Annotated in this window: 16 protein-coding genes; 10 read left to right on the top strand and 6 right to left on the bottom strand. The window is 50.0% G+C overall.

The features are described from left to right. Nucleotides 1-534, bottom strand: a complete 534-nt coding sequence (locus QWY30_RS12805; RefSeq protein WP_290241620.1) for a nucleoside deaminase — start codon at nt 532-534, stop codon at nt 1-3. A gap of 48 nt (nt 535-582) precedes the next feature. Between QWY30_RS12805 and QWY30_RS12800 the strand changes: the two genes are divergently transcribed. The 6 genes from QWY30_RS12800 to QWY30_RS12775 all read left to right on the top strand — a co-directional run bounded on the left by QWY30_RS12800 (nt 583) and on the right by QWY30_RS12775 (nt 5,967). Next, nucleotides 583-1,071 (top strand): DUF2165 family protein, encoded by a 489-nt coding sequence (locus tag QWY30_RS12800; protein WP_290241619.1) that lies wholly within the window; start codon nt 583-585, stop codon nt 1,069-1,071. Nucleotides 1,072-1,077: 6 nt separating this feature from the next. After that, on the top strand, nt 1,078-1,893 hold the full coding sequence (locus tag QWY30_RS12795; protein WP_290241618.1) for an ABC transporter ATP-binding protein: 816 nt from the start codon (nt 1,078-1,080) through the stop codon (nt 1,891-1,893). Further along, nucleotides 1,890-2,672 carry an ABC transporter permease gene (locus QWY30_RS12790; protein ID WP_290241617.1) on the top strand — a complete coding sequence of 261 codons (783 nt, stop codon included), beginning with the start codon at nt 1,890-1,892 and terminating at the stop codon, nt 2,670-2,672. The genes QWY30_RS12795 and QWY30_RS12790 overlap by 4 nt, the downstream gene beginning before the upstream one ends. Before the next feature lie 21 nt (nt 2,673-2,693). Next, entirely contained in the window at nt 2,694-3,707 is a 1,014-nt protein-coding gene (locus QWY30_RS12785; protein ID WP_290241616.1) for an ABC transporter substrate-binding protein, read from the top strand. A 23-nt stretch (nt 3,708-3,730) separates the two neighbouring features. Next, a complete protein-coding gene (locus QWY30_RS12780; protein WP_290241615.1) occupies nt 3,731-4,597 on the top strand; it encodes a pirin family protein in 867 nt (288 codons plus the stop codon). Nucleotides 4,598-5,010: 413 nt separating this feature from the next. Continuing rightward, nucleotides 5,011-5,967, top strand: coding sequence for a CapA family protein (locus QWY30_RS12775; RefSeq protein WP_290241614.1), 957 nt, complete (start codon nt 5,011-5,013; stop codon nt 5,965-5,967). Here the strand turns inward: QWY30_RS12775 and QWY30_RS12770 are convergent. The 3 genes from QWY30_RS12770 to QWY30_RS12760 are packed head-to-tail and all read right to left on the bottom strand — an operon-like array spanning nt 5,954 to nt 9,860. Continuing rightward, nucleotides 5,954-8,050, bottom strand: coding sequence for an acetate--CoA ligase family protein (locus QWY30_RS12770; protein ID WP_290241613.1), 2,097 nt, complete (start codon nt 8,048-8,050; stop codon nt 5,954-5,956). The genes QWY30_RS12775 and QWY30_RS12770 overlap by 14 nt on opposite strands. Nucleotides 8,051-8,061: 11 nt before the next feature. Continuing rightward, nucleotides 8,062-8,853, bottom strand: a complete 792-nt coding sequence (locus tag QWY30_RS12765) for an enoyl-CoA hydratase/isomerase family protein (RefSeq protein WP_290241612.1) — start codon at nt 8,851-8,853, stop codon at nt 8,062-8,064. Between the two features lie 17 nt (nt 8,854-8,870). Next, nucleotides 8,871-9,860 (bottom strand): tripartite tricarboxylate transporter substrate binding protein, encoded by a 990-nt coding sequence (locus tag QWY30_RS12760; protein WP_290241611.1) that lies wholly within the window; start codon nt 9,858-9,860, stop codon nt 8,871-8,873. A 114-nt stretch (nt 9,861-9,974) separates the two neighbouring features. Here QWY30_RS12760 and QWY30_RS12755 point away from each other — a divergent pair, with 114 nt between their 5' ends. The 4 genes from QWY30_RS12755 (at nt 9,975) to QWY30_RS12740 (ending at nt 13,417) form a co-directional block, all read left to right on the top strand. Then, nucleotides 9,975-10,748, top strand: coding sequence for an IclR family transcriptional regulator (locus QWY30_RS12755; protein WP_290241610.1), 774 nt, complete (start codon nt 9,975-9,977; stop codon nt 10,746-10,748). An 89-nt stretch (nt 10,749-10,837) separates the two neighbouring features. Beyond that, on the top strand, nt 10,838-11,596 hold the full coding sequence (modA, locus tag QWY30_RS12750; protein ID WP_290241609.1) for a molybdate ABC transporter substrate-binding protein: 759 nt from the start codon (nt 10,838-10,840) through the stop codon (nt 11,594-11,596). Nucleotides 11,597-11,600: 4 nt separating this feature from the next. Continuing rightward, nucleotides 11,601-12,266: a molybdate ABC transporter permease subunit gene (gene modB / locus QWY30_RS12745; protein WP_290241608.1), complete on the top strand. Its 666-nt coding sequence runs from the start codon at nt 11,601-11,603 to the stop codon at nt 12,264-12,266. Beyond that, nucleotides 12,263-13,417 carry an ABC transporter ATP-binding protein gene (locus tag QWY30_RS12740; protein ID WP_290241607.1) on the top strand — a complete coding sequence of 385 codons (1,155 nt, stop codon included), beginning with the start codon at nt 12,263-12,265 and terminating at the stop codon, nt 13,415-13,417. Before modB ends, QWY30_RS12740 begins: the two co-directional genes overlap by 4 nt. Nucleotides 13,418-13,440: 23 nt before the next feature. On the opposite strand, the gene QWY30_RS12735 is transcribed toward QWY30_RS12740, so the two are convergent. Then, nucleotides 13,441-14,829, bottom strand: a complete 1,389-nt coding sequence (locus tag QWY30_RS12735; RefSeq protein ID WP_290241606.1) for a 3-oxoacid CoA-transferase — start codon at nt 14,827-14,829, stop codon at nt 13,441-13,443. A 45-nt stretch (nt 14,830-14,874) separates the two neighbouring features. Further along, nucleotides 14,875-15,831, bottom strand: a complete 957-nt coding sequence (locus QWY30_RS12730) for a Bug family tripartite tricarboxylate transporter substrate binding protein (RefSeq protein ID WP_290241605.1) — start codon at nt 15,829-15,831, stop codon at nt 14,875-14,877. Nucleotides 15,832-15,875 lie beyond the last annotated feature (44 nt).

The raw sequence follows: 15,875 nt of genomic DNA, 5'->3' as shown, positions 1-15,875 counted from the left end.
TTATGCTTGATGTTCAGTGCGATGTCTATTCATAAATAGCGCGTCACATTCTTTTTCAAGCACTCCGCCGAGTAAGTCGGGTGGACTAAAGTCCGCAGCCTCAACGACTGACCGGGAAGAAATATTAATTTGCCTGATCCCGGACTGACTAATTGTCCGGATTGAACTCCCGTAAACAACACCCCCTATCCCCGCCCAAGTCAATGCGCTCATACACATCGGACAGGATTCACCCGTGGTGTACAAAATCAGATCTTTCCAGTTTTTATTACCAAATTTCTTGAGATAGTCATTCATACAGACAATCTCTCCATGAAAGGTCGGATTCACAGAAGAAGCATTGACCCCAGTTGCGACGATCTCTCCTGTCCTTGCAATTGTCATGACTGCGCCAAAGGGATAGACTGGATTTTGCAAAGCCGCAACGATAGCCGCCGTCATGGCCCTCTCATGATTCTTGATAGGGATGTTAGCGAGTATTCTTTGTTGGACTGGAGTTTGACTTCGGGCTGATGCAGCGATTCCTAGGCACATGCATGCTAGAGCTTTTCTTCGATTAATCAATTTGAAGCCTCATCAAAAATGAACATACTGCGCATTTGTAAAGTTCTAGTATGCATTCCACTCGCTCTGTTCGCGCTATTAACCGGTATCGATAATCTCATCGACTATGGGAGCAATTATTCCTTTGTTCGACATGTGCTTTCCATGGATACCGTATTTAGCAACAACACTTTAAAGTGGAGGGCAATCGATCAACCAATCATATGGCATTTCGCCTATGCCATGATTATTTCTGGTGAAATCCTCACGGGCGTCCTGTTGTCGATTGGTGCCATAGGTCTGGCAAGACGCATCCATAGTCGTGATCAATTCATTCGCGCAAAAAACTGGGTTTATCTTGGTTGCACAACCGGCTTTCTCGTCTGGTTCTTTGGTTTTCTGGTGATTGGTGGCGAATGGTTTAGCATGTGGCAGTCTGATAAGTGGAATGGCGCACAGGCTGCGTTTCGCTTTGTGGTTGTCATCATGCTCGTGATGATTTTCATTGCGATGCCCGAAGAAGAATAAACATCCATGACCTTTTCAACATCTGAAACCACTGACAAGATGACCCACCACAACGATCAAGTCGTTGTCATCAAACACGTCTCAAAGCAATACAAGACAGGTACGCTCGCCTTATCTGATGTCTCACTTTCAATGCAGAATGGAGAATTCGTCACGCTTCTGGGTCCCTCAGGATGCGGCAAAAGCACCATTCTCCGGTTAGTGGCAGGGCTCGAGCCCCCTTCCGCAGGGACAGTCAACGCACCCGCTGTATCACAAAGAAAACAGCATTCAACCGCTTTCGTATTTCAAGAACACACGCTCATGCCTTGGGCCAGTGTTTTCGATAATGTGTGGCTACCCCTAAGGCTTCAAGGGTATGGCAAGCGAGAGGTGCAGGTCAAAGTGATGTCCGCCCTGCGAAGTGTGGGTCTAGAGGAATTTGCGAACGCTTATCCCGCTCAACTCTCAGGTGGCATGAAAATGAGGGCTTCCATCGCGCGAGCGCTCATCACCGATCCCGAGCTGCTGCTGATGGATGAACCTTTCGCTGCGCTGGATGACATGACGCGTCAAAAGTTAAATGATGATCTTTTGCGCTGGCAACAGGAAAGATCTGTCGCTACTCTTTTTGTCACACATAATATTGCCGAGGCAGTGTTTTTGAGTCAGCGCGTGCTGGTCATGCAAGCACGTCCGGGAAAAATAATCGAAGAAATCAAGATCGATCAGCCCTACCCACGAACAGCCGAATTCAGAACGTCCCTGTCATTTCTGCACTATTGCCGGACGCTGTCTTCAGCACTCATGCGCACGGCTGCCTCTGAGGTACTGAGCGCATGAAGTTCCTGACGAATCGCCTCCCTCCCATCTTGACTCTTTTTCTGTGTCTCGCCGTATGGGAGTTCGGTGTACGCATCGCGAATATCCCCTCCTACACACTCCCGGCACCTTCTACGATTTTTACCACTCTGATCGCCAATGGATCTTCTCTTGCGGCGAGCTGGTGGTTCACGTTGAAAATCACCTTTGGCGCGCTTTTTCTGGCCTGTTTCGGCGGGATTCTCATTGCCTCCGTATTCGCGCTTTCTCCTTCCATGGAGCGCGCCTTTTTCCCTTTGGCCGTTGTGTTGCAGGTCACGCCGATTGTTGCGATCGCGCCCCTCATTCTCATTTACGTTGACAGCACAACCGCTGCACTACTGCTTTGCGCTTGGATCGTCGCGTTTTTCCCTATTCTCTCCAACACCGTGATTGGACTGCGAATGACTGATCCCAATCTCGTTGATCTTTTCCGTCTATATCGGGCAACACCTTGGCAGAGACTGAAACTGCTGCGTGCGCCCTCAGCACTCCCCTACTTTCTCGCAGGACTTAAAATTTCAGGAGGCTTGAGTCTGATTGGCGCAGTCACGGCCGAAATGGTTGCCGGCGCTGCAGGCAGAGAGACCGGATTAGCCTCCCGCATCCTGGAGGCAAGCTTTAGAACCGAAACACCAAAAATGTTTGCCGCACTCACTTTGTTGGTATTGACGGGTGTCATGATATTTATGTTGTTTACTATGATCTCGCGCTTCGCACTTGCAAATCGGGGTGACCCTAGCCCAGATCGCGAGCATTGAAACTATTCCCAGGAGATCACCTTGATTAGACGCTATCTTTTCCCTCTGGTCGCGCTGTTTTCTCTGTCTGGTCTCGTGCAGGCTCAACAAGCAGTCACTTTCGCGACAAACTGGAAAGCACAGGCTGCCCATGGCGGCTTTTATCAGGCCGTCGCAGATGGCACATACAAAAAGTTTGGTCTCGAGGTCACCATCCGTCAAGGCGGTCCACAAGTCAACAATCGACCTTTACTGCCTGCTCGCCGAATTGATTTTTTGATGACAGGCAATTTGCTCCACAGCTTTGATAACGTTAAAAATGGCATCCCGGTTGTGGTAGTCGCTGCAATGTTTCAAAAGGATCCACAGGCTTTAATGGCCCATCCGAATCAAGGCTATGAAAACTTTTCGGCACTCAGCAAAGCACCTATTGCATTGATCGCTAAAGACGGTCAGTTCACATGGTGGCAGTGGCTCAAGGTCGTCCATGGATTCAAAGACGAAGCGCTCCGACCTTATAACTACAATCTAGGTCCTTTTCTTTCACAACCCAAAGCGATCCAGCAGGGTTATTCTGTCGCTGAACCCATTTATATCGAGCAGCAAGGTCAATTCAAACCCGTCGTCCATCTCTTGGCTGATCACGGTTTTTCAACTTACAGTACCCTGATTGAAACTCGCACGGAAACAGTTAAAAATAACCCGGATCTCGTTCAGCGTTTCGTCGATGCATCCATTATTGGCTGGGTGAATTTCATGTACGGTGATCGCGCACAAGCCAATGCGCTCATGATGAAAGACAATCCGGAAATTACAGAAGCTGAAATCGAAGCTTCCGTCCTTTTGATGAAAGAACAGGGTATCGTGGACTCAGGCGAGGCCGTCTCAAAAGGGATTGGCGTCATGAATGCATCTCGTATCGCTGACTTTTATGACCAAATGGTCAAGGCTGGTCTGTATCGATCGGGCGAAGTTGATGTGTCAAAGGTCGCAACGACCCAATTTATTAACAAACAAGTCGGTCTGGATCTGAAGAAAACACTCACACAACGTTGAGTTCGATTGAATGGAATTCGAGTATGAAACAACTTAGCTTTATTAAACGCAGCAATGGAAGCCACTGGGTAGGCGATGGATTTCCGGTTCAAAATATCTTTTCCTACAACGATATTGCCGACAAGATCTCGCCATTTTTAATGATGGACCATGCCGGGCCTAGAATTTTTCCACCTACCCAGCAAAAACTTGGCGTTGGACAGCATCCTCACCGAGGATTCGAGACCGTGACGATTGTCTATCATGGAGGTGTTTCGCACCGAGATTCCTCAGGTGGAGGTGGCACGATTGGTCCTGGTGATGTTCAATGGATGACAGCCGCTTCAGGTTTAATCCACGAAGAGTTTCACAGCGAGGACTTTGCCCGGCAAGGCGGCCCTTTTGAAATGATTCAGCTCTGGGTCAATCTGCCTGCAAAAGACAAAATGACCAAACCTGGTTACCAAGGCATCACAACTGAGCAAATTCCAAATCTCACGTTGGCGGATGATGCGGGAATCGCCCGGATTATTGCTGGCTCTTATGCAGACGCCAAAGGCCCTGCCCACACATTTACGCCAATGAATGTCTGGGACATGCGGCTAAAGGCGGAACGCACCCTGACCCTGACTCTGCCCGCCGGGCACACCACAGCGCTCTATGTCTTGCATGGAAAAATCAAGGTCGGTGACCAGGTCGTCGGATCAGGCGAACTTGCCGTAATGGAGCGTGAGGGTATCGAACTCGCGGCTGAAGTGTTGGAAGATGCCGTTGTGCTTCTCCTGTCTGGCCAACCACTCAATGAACCAATCGTCGGTCATGGACCCTTTGTCATGAATACACGTGCTGAAATCATGCAAGCGATGCAGGACTATAACAACGGAAAATTCGGTCAGATCGTCGCGGGGTGATCGTCAAGATCGATATAACTTCTCTAAACAGGCATTGGCATGGGTCAAAAAATAATTTTACATAGATGGCTCGTGCTTTTGCTCTTTGCCTGGAGCTCTCACGTACTCGCCAATGAGATTGTATGTACATTCAATGTCAATGACATTGAACAGCAATTCGTGATCCATCCAGACAATGATATTTATCACTCATACAAGATCGATCTCCCAGGAGGATTTCGTTTCGCGGGTCAATATTTGTCTGACTTGAACAAATTCAAAGCCTACATTTATCACACGCCTAAAAGCAGATATGTATTGCTCACCTTGCAGGAGTTCAATCTCTCTTCTAAAAGTTGTCCAGAGAGCTTTGGTCGGCATCGCGTATATGACAGTTCAGATGAACGAGAACTTTATTTTCAATGTGAAAGAAAATGCGACAAATAACGCTTGGCTTGAAGTTGTTACTCAATGCCGCACTTTCTCTCCTGCTCTGCTCGGTCGCTACAGGTCAAAGTATCGCCAGACATGATCCAATCAAAATCGTCTTTGTCGGCGACATCATGCTGGACGATCTTCCAGGTCAATACATCCAAGATGGCAAAGACCCATTCGCATCATTTACCTCCTTATTCAAATCAGCTGATTTAACGATTGGCAACCTGGAGTGTGTCGTCGGCACAACCGGTACCAAAGAAGACAAGCCCTTTGTGTTGCGCGCGCATCCCCGTGTACTCCCGACGCTGAAAAAACATTTCAGTGCCTTGTCACTTGCGAATAATCATAGCGGTGACTATGGACCAGAAGCATTCTCTGCGATGCTGGATCTCCTGAATGAAGCAGGGATTCAATACTTTGGTGGAGGTAAAAACTTGCGGGCTGCGCATGAGCCCGTTATTTTTGATGTCAAAGGTCGACGTATCGCCATATTGGCTTACAACCTGTTTTTCCCGCGAAGTTTTGAAGCACTGGAAGATCGTCCCGGCAGTGCGTGGGGTGAAGACGATTATGTCCGCGCCGGGATCAAGCGTGCCCGGGAGTTTCATCGTGCAGATATCGTGATTACCTATCCCCACTGGGGCTGGGAAAATGAAAAGATGGCATCAGCTAATCAAGTCGCCCTTGCACACTTGATGATTGACAGCGGTGCTGATGCCGTCATTGGAGGACACCCCCATGTCACGCAAAATATTGAAACGTACAAAGGGAAAAAAATTTTTTATAGCCTTGGAAACTTTGTCTTTGATAGTTTTGACACCGAGGATACCAATACTGGATGGGCGGTGGAGATGACCATCCAACCTGACTCAAACATTTCCTGGAAAATATTTGAGGCGAAGTTGGATGGGCAAGGCATTCCCAGGAACAATGGGCAAATCAAGATCCCTTAGGCGTCAACACTACCACCGCGTCGGCGGCAACAGAGGATTGCCCACTTTCCATGACGAGCAACGGATTGATCTCGGCCTCAAGCAGCCGATCTCCCAGAGACGCAATCATCGTTGAAAAGCCCGCAATCGTCTTGATGACAGAATGAACATCGAGTTTGGGTTTGCCGCGGTAACCATCTAATAATGGCCAGGATTTCAGTTGTTTCAATAAGTCTAGCGCCAACTCATCTGACACTATCATGCCTGGTGGCAATAGACACAAGACGCTGTCGTTCATCAGCTCTGCTGTCAGGCCACCCATGCCTACCATCAGTGCGGTACCAAGAGGGTCTTTATGCATGCCAATAATCAGCTCCGCGGGTGCGCGCAGCATTGGCTGAATAATGAAATCTTTAGCTTCAATACCAGTATGCTGACGGACATCCATGACCATCTGCTCGAACGCCTGCGGCAGAGTTTCTGGTGTGAGACCAAGGCGGACTCCACCCACATCAGACTTATGCAAAATAGCCGAGGATAAAACCTTCAGCACAACAGCACCAGTGATTTTACGCGCGGCCGTCACAGCCTCTTGAGCATTGTGTACGACTTGGGTCTGAGCGCTTGGAATGCCGAACTGGCTAAATAACTGAGCAGCTTCGTATTCATTCAATGCACCCTCCTGATGTGCAATCAGATCAATCCCTTGGACGTTCGACACAGGTTTGAATTGAGGTAGAGACAACGTCGTTGCACGCATCGCTTTAAATGCAACGGCACAGGACTCAGGATTGAGAAATGCCGGGACTCCGCGTGTCTCCAGGACATGTACAACATTCGGCGCATGGGGACTGACATAGGCCAGAATGGGTTTGTCTGAATCTCCCAGACAATCGCGGATCGCATCAGCCACCAAATCAGGCATCGCCAAGCTCGATGAACCCACGACTACGACTAATGCATCATAGAGAGGGCTTGCCAACACCGCGCGGATGATGCCGCGCAGTAACACCGGATCGAGACCCGCAAGTGTGACATCGATCGGATTTCGGTCTAAAGCCGCTTCATCACCCTTTTGTAAATCGCGTAACTTTTGAGCTGTTGCGAAATCAGGCGCAGGCGTCTCAAAGCCGGCGACACCCAAACTATCAGCCACCAGAGTGCCCGCTCCACCTGTAGAGGTCAGGACTGCGATGCGATTTCCGTTTAATTTGCGAGTCGTCGTCAGCGCTGAACAGATGTCCAGCAAATCATTAAATTGTTCAGCGCGAATCACGCCGATTTGCTTAAATAACGCGTCATACATCCTGTCAGAGCCCGCCATCGCACCCGTATGGGAGATGGCAGCTCTTGCTCCAGCCTCTGAACGTCCAATCTTGTAAGCAACGACTGCCTTTCCGGCTAAACGTGCTATTTCGACAGCTTGACGAAAACGCTCGGGATGACGAATGGTTTCGACATAGAGAGCGATCACCTGTGTGGCAGGATCGTTCGCGAGATACTCCACAAAATCCGACAGCTCGAGATCGACTTCATTACTCGTTGAAATCAATTTTGAAAAACCTATCCCTCGCGCGGCGCCTCGGGACAATATCGATCCGAGTATGCCTCCGCTTTGAGAAACAAGACCGACACTTCCTGCTTCAAGACCACTCATTTCGAGCGCAGCGCTTGCCGATAAAATAATACGATCCGTTAGGTTTACCAGACCAATCGTGTTTGGCCCCAGAATTCTCATTTGACCCGTTGCCTGCATCAGCGCGGCCTGACGCGACGCTCCTTCATCTCCGGTTTCACCAAAACCACTCGCAAGCACGATGGCCGCAGCGGTGCCCCGCTGTGCAAGCTCACGCACTGCCTCATGCGCTCTGGCGGCTCCGAGTAAAACGATGGCAACATCAGGAGCATCAGGCAAATCCGCAATGCTTGCATAACAAGGGAGATCCCCAATTTTGTCCGCTTTCGGATTAACAGGATATACCTTGCCCGCAAATCCATACTTCATCAGATAGGTAATGGGTCGACCGGTGGTTTTCTTGGGGTCGGCTGAAGCACCAATCACAGCAACGCTGCGAGGCTGCATTAATCGTGAAATCGCATCCATGCTCTGACTCGTCATTTTTTGGCTGCCGCTGTACGTTCAAGAAAAGCCATGACAGCCTCGCGATGCTCACTGCTCGTATAACAAATACCTTGCGCCTGACTACCTTGTGCGAATACTTGTGTCGCACTCAATTCAAAGGTCTGGTTCAAAATGGTCTTACCTAAAGCAAGCGCAGTCGCAGAACCTTGACTCAGCGACTTGGCCCAGGCCTGTGCTTCTGACACCAGCGCTTCATCCGTACTCATTCGGTCGGCAATTCCTAGCGCGAGCGCTTCTTGCGCATCCACTTTTCTGCCGCTAAAGATCAAATCCTTGGCTTTGGGCAAGCCCACTCTGCGCGGCAAGAAGTACATCCCCCCTCCGTCCGGGATGAGTCCGCGATTGATATAGGACCACGTAAAGTTTGCGTTTGGACTCACCATCACAAAATCACAGGCCAGTGCCGTATCCGCACCCAGACCAGAGGCTGAACCATTGACTGCAGCAATAGTCGGTTTAGGCATCGTATAGAGCAAGGACTGCGTATGATGGACGCGTTGCTGTCTCGCCCAACCGTTAAATCCCACTTCGCCCTGTGGTGCTTTCATCCGCTTTTCCATACCGGCCACATCACCACCCGCGCAAAATCCTTTGCCTCGGCCTGTTAAGACCATGGCGCGGACGGTTCGGTCCGAAGCGATTCCCTCCAATACCTCGATGAACTCACTGCGCATCGCGTCACTCATCGCGTTGCGTTTTTCGGGACGATTCAGATAGACCGTCGCAATACCATCCGTTACGCTCAATTCAATTAGTTCACTCATTTCTCGCTCGCTATCATTTAATTTGGTTCGATTTTCGCGGCCTTGACGACTGCCGCCCAGCGTTTTTGCTCGGCACTGACGTATTCAGCCAGCTCTTTTGGGGTTCCTGCCGAGATGACGAGCCCCTCCCCTTCCACGCGTTTACGGAAAACTTCTGACTTGGCCGCTTTGGCTGTCGCGGCATTGAGTTTCTGCACAATATCGGGAGGTGTACCTGCCGGTACAAAGAATCCATACCAGCTTTCAGCTGCGTAACCAGGCACACCGGCTTCAGCGATGGAAGGCACTTCTGGGCGAACAGGCGAGCGCTCAGGTGTTGTGACACCCAAAGCACGTACCTTGCCGCTTTCGATCAAGGGCGCAACCGCAGTGGCTGTCGCAAACATCATATTGACCTGACCGCCCAGTAGATCATTCAAGGCGGGCCCTGCTCCTTTGTATGGAACGTGCGTCATATTGACGTCAGCCAACGTGTTGAAAAGCTCACCTGCCAGATGCGCGGAGGTCCCGACACCCTGGGATGCAAATGTCAGTTTGCCCGGATGCGCCTTGGCCGCTGCGACAAGCTCCTGAACACTCTTGTAAGGACTGCTTGCGGGTACCACCAAAATATTCGGTGAACGCCCGATCAGGATGACGGGATCAAATGCCTTGTCTGTATCAAAAGGCATTTTGATACGTAAACTAGGATTCACAGCATGCGCAAATGTCGCGATGAGGATGGTGTTGCCATCTGGCGGACTTTTCGCCACCGTGTCCGAACCGATGACTGTACCTGCACCGGGTTTATTTTCGACAATCACTGTCTGTCCAAGATCCTGGGACATTGCGACACCCAAAGTACGGGCAATCGTATCCGTCCCCCCACCTGGCGAAAACGGGACAACGATCCGGATCGGCCGATCTGCTGCGTTACTTTGCGCAGAGACAGGTAAAACCATACTTCCGAGAGGAGCAAGTATGGCCATTGAGACCAGCATCTTCATACGTTTTTTGAATGTGGACATCTGAGTTCTCTCCATCGAGTTCAAAGTCATGCGTTGGCAAGTTGAAAGTCTAGTCCTATCGCATTCTCTTTGCCCATGGCACAATTCCACCTAGTAGAATTGAACATCAACAATATGCCCAATACACCAAGCCGCACCGATCCGAATCGCTCCCTTCTTCGTGGCCTGGAAATATTGCGTGCATTCCGTCCGGGCAGTGACGTACTTGGTAATGCCGAAATCGCTGAACGCACCGGCCTGCCAAAATCGACCGTGAGCCGACTCACGGGCACGTTGCTTCAAGCTGGCTTTCTTTTTTACTCACCCAGGAAACAAGGATATAGCCTTGGAGTTGGGGTCTTAAGTCTCTCCCACGCTTTGCGCAGTGGCTCTGCACTGCTGCAGTCCGCACGCTCGCCCATGCTCGTTGAAGCAAGGCGCTTGCGCGTCAATATCGGACTCGCGCTCGCAGATCGGGATGAAATGGTTTATCTGGAAACATTGCGTTTCGCGGGCAACTCATCCCTGAGGCAAGTTGTCTCCGGCCAGAGAGTTCCGATGGCGCTCACCTCCCTGGGGCGAGCTTATCTGAGCACACTGACGCCCTCAGAAAAACGTCTACAGTTCGCGCATTTAAAGGTGCGGCACCCGCGAGATTGGTCGATACTTCGCCAACATATCAATGCGTCTATCAAGGAAGTCAACGATCATGGCTGGTGCGCTGCGAGCTGGCAACCCCAGGTCGTCGCTCTCGCCACGCCTATCGAGCTCGAGTCACAGCCCGTGCACGTCCTCAACATGAGTGTGCATACAAAAGACTCACAAAAAGATGTCACTCGACGCCTTTCCACTGAATTGATGCGTCTTAAAGGGAATCTGATGTCTTCATATCACCGCATGATAGGATAAGCAATCGCTCCATCAACATTCAAACAAAGCAAATCATCACACATCAGACTCACATGATGAGCCCAAATTCGATCTGCAACTTTTTTAAAATGGCTCTCGCTTCGCTGTGCATGGCGCTATTTGGAAATTTTTCTTCTGCACAGACGATGATCACTGTCGCCGCCGCCTCTGATTTGAAATTTGCGTTGGAGGAAGTTGCTACACAATTTGAAAAAAATACTGGTTTCAAACTGAGGCTTATTTTTGGATCTTCCGGCAATTTCTACTCTCAAATCCTTCAGGGAGCGCCGTTTCATATTTTCATGTCTGCTGACGAGAACCTGATTTTCAAACTTGCTGATTCTGCTCATACGACTGATCGCGGGAAACTATATGCTTTTGGCAGAATCGGGCTAATGACTCCGAAAGGTTCAATCATCGAGCTGGATCCTGAACTATCAGGGCTAAGAAAAGCAGTTGAAAATGGACAAATCAAGCGTTTTGCTCTTGCCAATCCAGCACATGCGCCCTACGGGATGCGAGCAAAGGAAGCCCTTGAGCGGGCGGGGCTCTGGGACCGACTCGAACCATTTCTTGTGTTCGGTGAAAATGTTTCACAAGCAGCCCAGTTTGCCATCTCTGGCTCAACACAAGGCGGCATCATTGCCTATTCTCTGGCAATCGCTCCACAAGTTGCACTGCGAGGAAACTTTGTTTTAATTCCAGACAGTTGGCATGCACCTCTCGCTCAACGTATGGTGATATTGCGTGGTGCCCCGGATGCCGCCAAGACTTTCTATGAGTATCTCTCGACGCCAGACGCACAATCCATCATGATGAAATATGGTTTCATCATGCCCAAGGAATAACTCGATGGATTGGCAAGCACTCGTCCTTTCATTCAAGCTGGCGTCAGTGACGCTTGCTGTGCTTTTACCTTTCGGTCTGTTGGTCGGTCGTTGGCTGGCAACAACCCAATTTTCAGGCAAGGCATTCGTCGAGGCAGTGATCGTACTGCCTCTAGTATTGCCCCCTACTGTACTTGGATACTATCTTCTGGTTTCTCTTGGCGCAGCCTCGCCACTCGGCATATTGGTTCAAAACCTATTCGGCATTCAATTAACCTTCAGCTTTACCGGACTTGTCATCGCTTCCATTATTTTCAATATCCCATTCATGGTGCAGCCGATTCAACGCGCCTTTGAGGCGATCCCCAACAATCTTGCGGAAGCTGCAATGGTCAGCGGACTGAGTAATTGGCAAACCTTTGTCAGAATTGAGCTGCCATTGGCGTGGCCTGGTCTGATGTCTGCGATGGTTTTAACCTTTGTGCATACACTCGGTGAATTTGGCGTGGTATTGATGATGGGAGGCAACATCCCTGGTGAGACTCAAACGATCGCCATTTCAATTTATGATCGCGTACAAGCGTTTGACCTCCAAGCGGCAGATCGCATGGCATTGTTGTTACTCATGCTTTCGATGTTCGCCGTGGCGGCGTCTTACTTCGCGGCAGCGAAACTGACGAGACGTCGATGAATCACTCCCTTTCATCAAAGGACTTACTGGTCCAGATTGATCAAACCAGACCGATCCCAATCCAGGGGGAACTCCGTTGTGAGGCCGGCAAAATGGTTGCGCTTGTCGGCCCCTCCGGTGCGGGAAAGACATCACTATTGAGAGCCATTGCTGGGTTATTACCTGTCACGAATGGGCTGATTCGAATCGCCGACGAAACATGGTTTGATAGCCATCAACATATCGATTTAAAAACTCTCCAAAGACATGTCGGCTTGGTTTTTCAAAATTATGCGCTGATGCCTCACCTAAGTGCGCTCGAGGATGTTGCATTATCACTGCTGCATCTGCCAAAACAGCAGAGACTCGAACAAGCCAAGGTGTGGTTGAAACAGGTTCATATCACTGAAGATCTGCTGCAACGAAAGCCCGCTCAGCTTTCAGGTGGCCAACAGCAGCGTGTCGCCCTTGCTCGCGCGCTCGCACGAGAACCCAAGGTTCTTTTGCTTGATGAGCCTTTTTCAGCAGTCGATCAGCTCAGCCGCCAAAGTTTGTATGAACTGCTTGCAGACCTGAGATCGGAACTCAACATTCCAATTGTTCTGGTCACGCACGATCTCAATGAGGCGCGTCTACTCGCGGATCAGATTGCCGTCATGGATTCCGGAAAAATTATCCAACAAGGCACGCCCCTGGATGTCTACCGATCACCCAGAAACGCTCGCGTCGCTGACCTCGTTGGTATTCGAAACCGTTTCTATGGTCGTTGGTTAGGGCCGGATCCATCGGCATCACAACCTGGGACAGGGCTGCTCCAATGGCTTTCAGTACCTGATGCCAATGAAGGTCCTGTGTTGAAAGTCCGCGATAAAGGTCGACTCAATACAGGTCAAGCTGTCACTTGGGTAATTCAGACCGATGGCTTAATCCTGCATCACGTTGGCACAGACAAGCGCGACTCAACCGAGCTCATGTACACCTTTCCTGTCCTCGTCTCTGACATTAAACATTTAGGCGACTCATCTATCGTGACCCTCAGCACGAAGACCTCTCCAAGCGTTCAAATTCGGATGACTTTGACAGGGCCACATCGCTCACATATCAGCCCAAGCGGAAACATGCAACTCCAGTTAGACAGCGACTGGGTTCACATCATGCCTCTTACACCCTAATGTGAGCGATTCTGTTTGATCAGTTAAATCATCACCTTCAAATCGGTCGCGACATCAAAGTCGATTTCACCGAATGACTTGACTTCATCAGGTGTAAAGCCAGGTGCGATCGCTTCCAGGACAAAACGTCCATCGACCCAGTGCAAAACAGCTAAATCTGTCACAAGCCAATCCACACAGCTTTTACCCGTGAGTGGATATTTGCAACGCCGCGGGAGTTTTGTCCGACCTTTGCTGTCTGCGTGCTCCATGACGATGATGAGTTCAACATCACCAGAGATGAGATCCATTGCGCCACCAATGCCGCCGCGCTTAGCGTCCGTGACGCTCCAGTTTGAAACACTGGCTTCGGCATCCACTTCGTAGGCGCCCAGTATCACTGTATCGATATGCCCACCGCGGGCCATCTCAAACGAAGTCACACTTTCAAAAAAAGAAGTGCCTGGAATCGCTTCAACAAACTGTCCGCCGGCATTGAATACATCAGGGTCGACGGCATCCCCCGTCACGATCCCTCCATAACCCAATACGCCATTTTCAGCATGCAACCATACGCCGCGACCTTCCAAGAAATTCGATACAAGTGTAGGAATTCCCACACCGAGATTCACATAGGAATTGTTTCGTACGATATTCGCAGCATTTTTGGCAATCCCGCTACGCGTCAAAGCGGGCTTACCGTTATAGAGACGCGCACTGTCGGCTGAACGCTTACCGGATCGCGACAGTGAGTTTATGTCGATGGGATCTGTGATCTTGACCACCCGATCAATAAATATCCCGGGCAGATGAATATGTTCTGGGGCTAACTCTCCAATCTCGAGGATTTCTTCGACTTCCACGATCGCCACGCGCGCAGCTTTGGCAAAGCTGGAATTGAAGTTCGCACTGCCTCCACGAAACTGAACGTTACCCGCACGATCCGCACGATAAGCGCTCAAAAACGCGAAATCGACTTGTATCGCATGCTCCAACAAGTAAGGTTGACCATTAAAGTAACGAATATCCTTACCCTCTTCGAGGTCCGTACCAATGCCTGTTGGCGTATAAAAAGCCGGGATCCCAGACCCACCTGCGCGACATCGCTCGACAAGTGTTCCTTGCGGGACAAGTTCAACCTCAAGCGTCCCTTCGGCGATGCGTCTTTCCGCCTCGGTTTCCATGCCTGCACGAATCGAAAACGATGTGATGATTTTTTTCACTTGATCATTTTCAACCAGCAGCTGTCCCTTTTCGCCAGGCGCTCCAAGAGAATTGCACACGACAGTCAAATCACGAACACCCTTGTCTCGCAACGCAAAAATCAGCGAGTTTGGAAAACGGTGAGCCAAGCCAAAACCTGAAATTGCGACGCTCGCGCCGTTTCCAATATCTTCGATTGCCTGCTGTACTGATGCAACTACCTTGTCCATGTCGATCTTTGTCAGAAGTTTGAATTATCGATTCATCAAAGAGATTTATTCGATTCGTAATTTCAAAATCTTATTCAGCTCAGTGAGTTCCGCCTTTTCCTGGATAATGGCCTCGCGGAATTGTTGAGGATTCAACAGCTTCAGATCTGAACCACCCGCCTCAATCCTCGCACGAACTTCAGGCTGCGAAAAATATTTATTCGCAGCTTGATAAAGAGTTTGCACAATAGCTTCCGGAGTCCCTGCTGGCGCCAGCAAACCATACCAAGACCCGGTGATATCTTTGATGCCAAGCTCTGTCAATGTCGGGACATCAGGTAAAGCTTTTGAACGATTCGCGGCCGTCAAACCAATCGCCCGCAAACGTCCTGACTGGATATGCGGAAGCATTGCTGACAAATTCAAAAATGAAACATCAACGTGTCCACCGAGCATATCGGTCATCACGGGAGTGGCTCCCTTGTAAGGGACGTGTGTGAGTTTGACTTTCGTTTCCAGTTGAAAGATTTCGCCAGCAAGATGCGTCGAACTTCCCGTTCCTGTAGAGGCATAGGTCATTGGCTTTGTTTTGGCCAGCTCGATAAATTCCTTGACGTTCTGCGCCTTGATGTGCGGCGCCACAACCATCACATTAGGCACATCAACAATCATCAGAATAGGACTGAATTCAGTGACACCATCGTAAGGTGATTTCGCACTAAATACGGGGAAGGCAGTCTGTGGCGCACCCGCTCCGACAAGCAACGTATATCCATCAGCAGGCGCTTTGGCGACAAAGGCTGTTCCGATCGAACCGCTCGCACCCGGTTTGGCCTCCACAACGAATGACTGCCCAAGATTTTGCGTCAACCCCATCGCGAGCTCTCTGGCAATTTGGTCTGCAGGCCCCCCGACTGGATAGGTGATGATGATCTTCACAGGTTTATTGGGGTACGGCTGTGCCATCGCCCCTTGTGCAGCGAGTACAAAAACTAAAGCCAAGCACCGCAAAATATTTTTCATTCTTTTGTCTCCTCTTGTAAGGTACAGGGCAACACGTTGAGGTC

It is taken from the genome of Zwartia panacis (genome assembly GCF_030410395.1).
In the GTDB taxonomy this organism is placed as follows: Bacteria; Pseudomonadota; Gammaproteobacteria; order Burkholderiales; family Burkholderiaceae_B; genus Zwartia; species Zwartia panacis.
This window is presented reverse-complemented; position numbering and strand designations above follow the sequence as displayed.

What these genes read in the sequence shown, in the direction of transcription:
- QWY30_RS12805 (WP_290241620.1), bottom strand. Translation starts at nt 534, where the DNA reads ATGTGCCTAGGAATCGCTGCATCAGCCCGAAGTCAAACTCCAGTCCAA.
- QWY30_RS12800 (WP_290241619.1), top strand. Translation starts at nt 583, where the DNA reads ATGAACATACTGCGCATTTGTAAAGTTCTAGTATGCATTCCACTCGCT.
- QWY30_RS12795 (WP_290241618.1), top strand. Translation starts at nt 1,078, where the DNA reads ATGACCTTTTCAACATCTGAAACCACTGACAAGATGACCCACCACAAC.
- QWY30_RS12790 (WP_290241617.1), top strand. Translation starts at nt 1,890, where the DNA reads ATGAAGTTCCTGACGAATCGCCTCCCTCCCATCTTGACTCTTTTTCTG.
- QWY30_RS12780 (WP_290241615.1), top strand. Translation starts at nt 3,731, where the DNA reads ATGAAACAACTTAGCTTTATTAAACGCAGCAATGGAAGCCACTGGGTA.
- QWY30_RS12775 (WP_290241614.1), top strand. Translation starts at nt 5,011, where the DNA reads ATGCGACAAATAACGCTTGGCTTGAAGTTGTTACTCAATGCCGCACTT.
- QWY30_RS12770 (WP_290241613.1), bottom strand. Translation starts at nt 8,050, where the DNA reads ATGGATGCGATTTCACGATTAATGCAGCCTCGCAGCGTTGCTGTGATT.
- QWY30_RS12765 (WP_290241612.1), bottom strand. Translation starts at nt 8,853, where the DNA reads ATGAGTGAACTAATTGAATTGAGCGTAACGGATGGTATTGCGACGGTC.
- QWY30_RS12760 (WP_290241611.1), bottom strand. Translation starts at nt 9,860, where the DNA reads ATGTCCACATTCAAAAAACGTATGAAGATGCTGGTCTCAATGGCCATA.
- QWY30_RS12755 (WP_290241610.1), top strand. Translation starts at nt 9,975, where the DNA reads ATGCCCAATACACCAAGCCGCACCGATCCGAATCGCTCCCTTCTTCGT.
- modA (WP_290241609.1), top strand. Translation starts at nt 10,838, where the DNA reads ATGGCTCTCGCTTCGCTGTGCATGGCGCTATTTGGAAATTTTTCTTCT.
- modB (WP_290241608.1), top strand. Translation starts at nt 11,601, where the DNA reads ATGGATTGGCAAGCACTCGTCCTTTCATTCAAGCTGGCGTCAGTGACG.
- QWY30_RS12740 (WP_290241607.1), top strand. Translation starts at nt 12,263, where the DNA reads ATGAATCACTCCCTTTCATCAAAGGACTTACTGGTCCAGATTGATCAA.
- QWY30_RS12735 (WP_290241606.1), bottom strand. Translation starts at nt 14,829, where the DNA reads ATGGACAAGGTAGTTGCATCAGTACAGCAGGCAATCGAAGATATTGGA.
- QWY30_RS12730 (WP_290241605.1), bottom strand. Translation starts at nt 15,831, where the DNA reads ATGAAAAATATTTTGCGGTGCTTGGCTTTAGTTTTTGTACTCGCTGCA.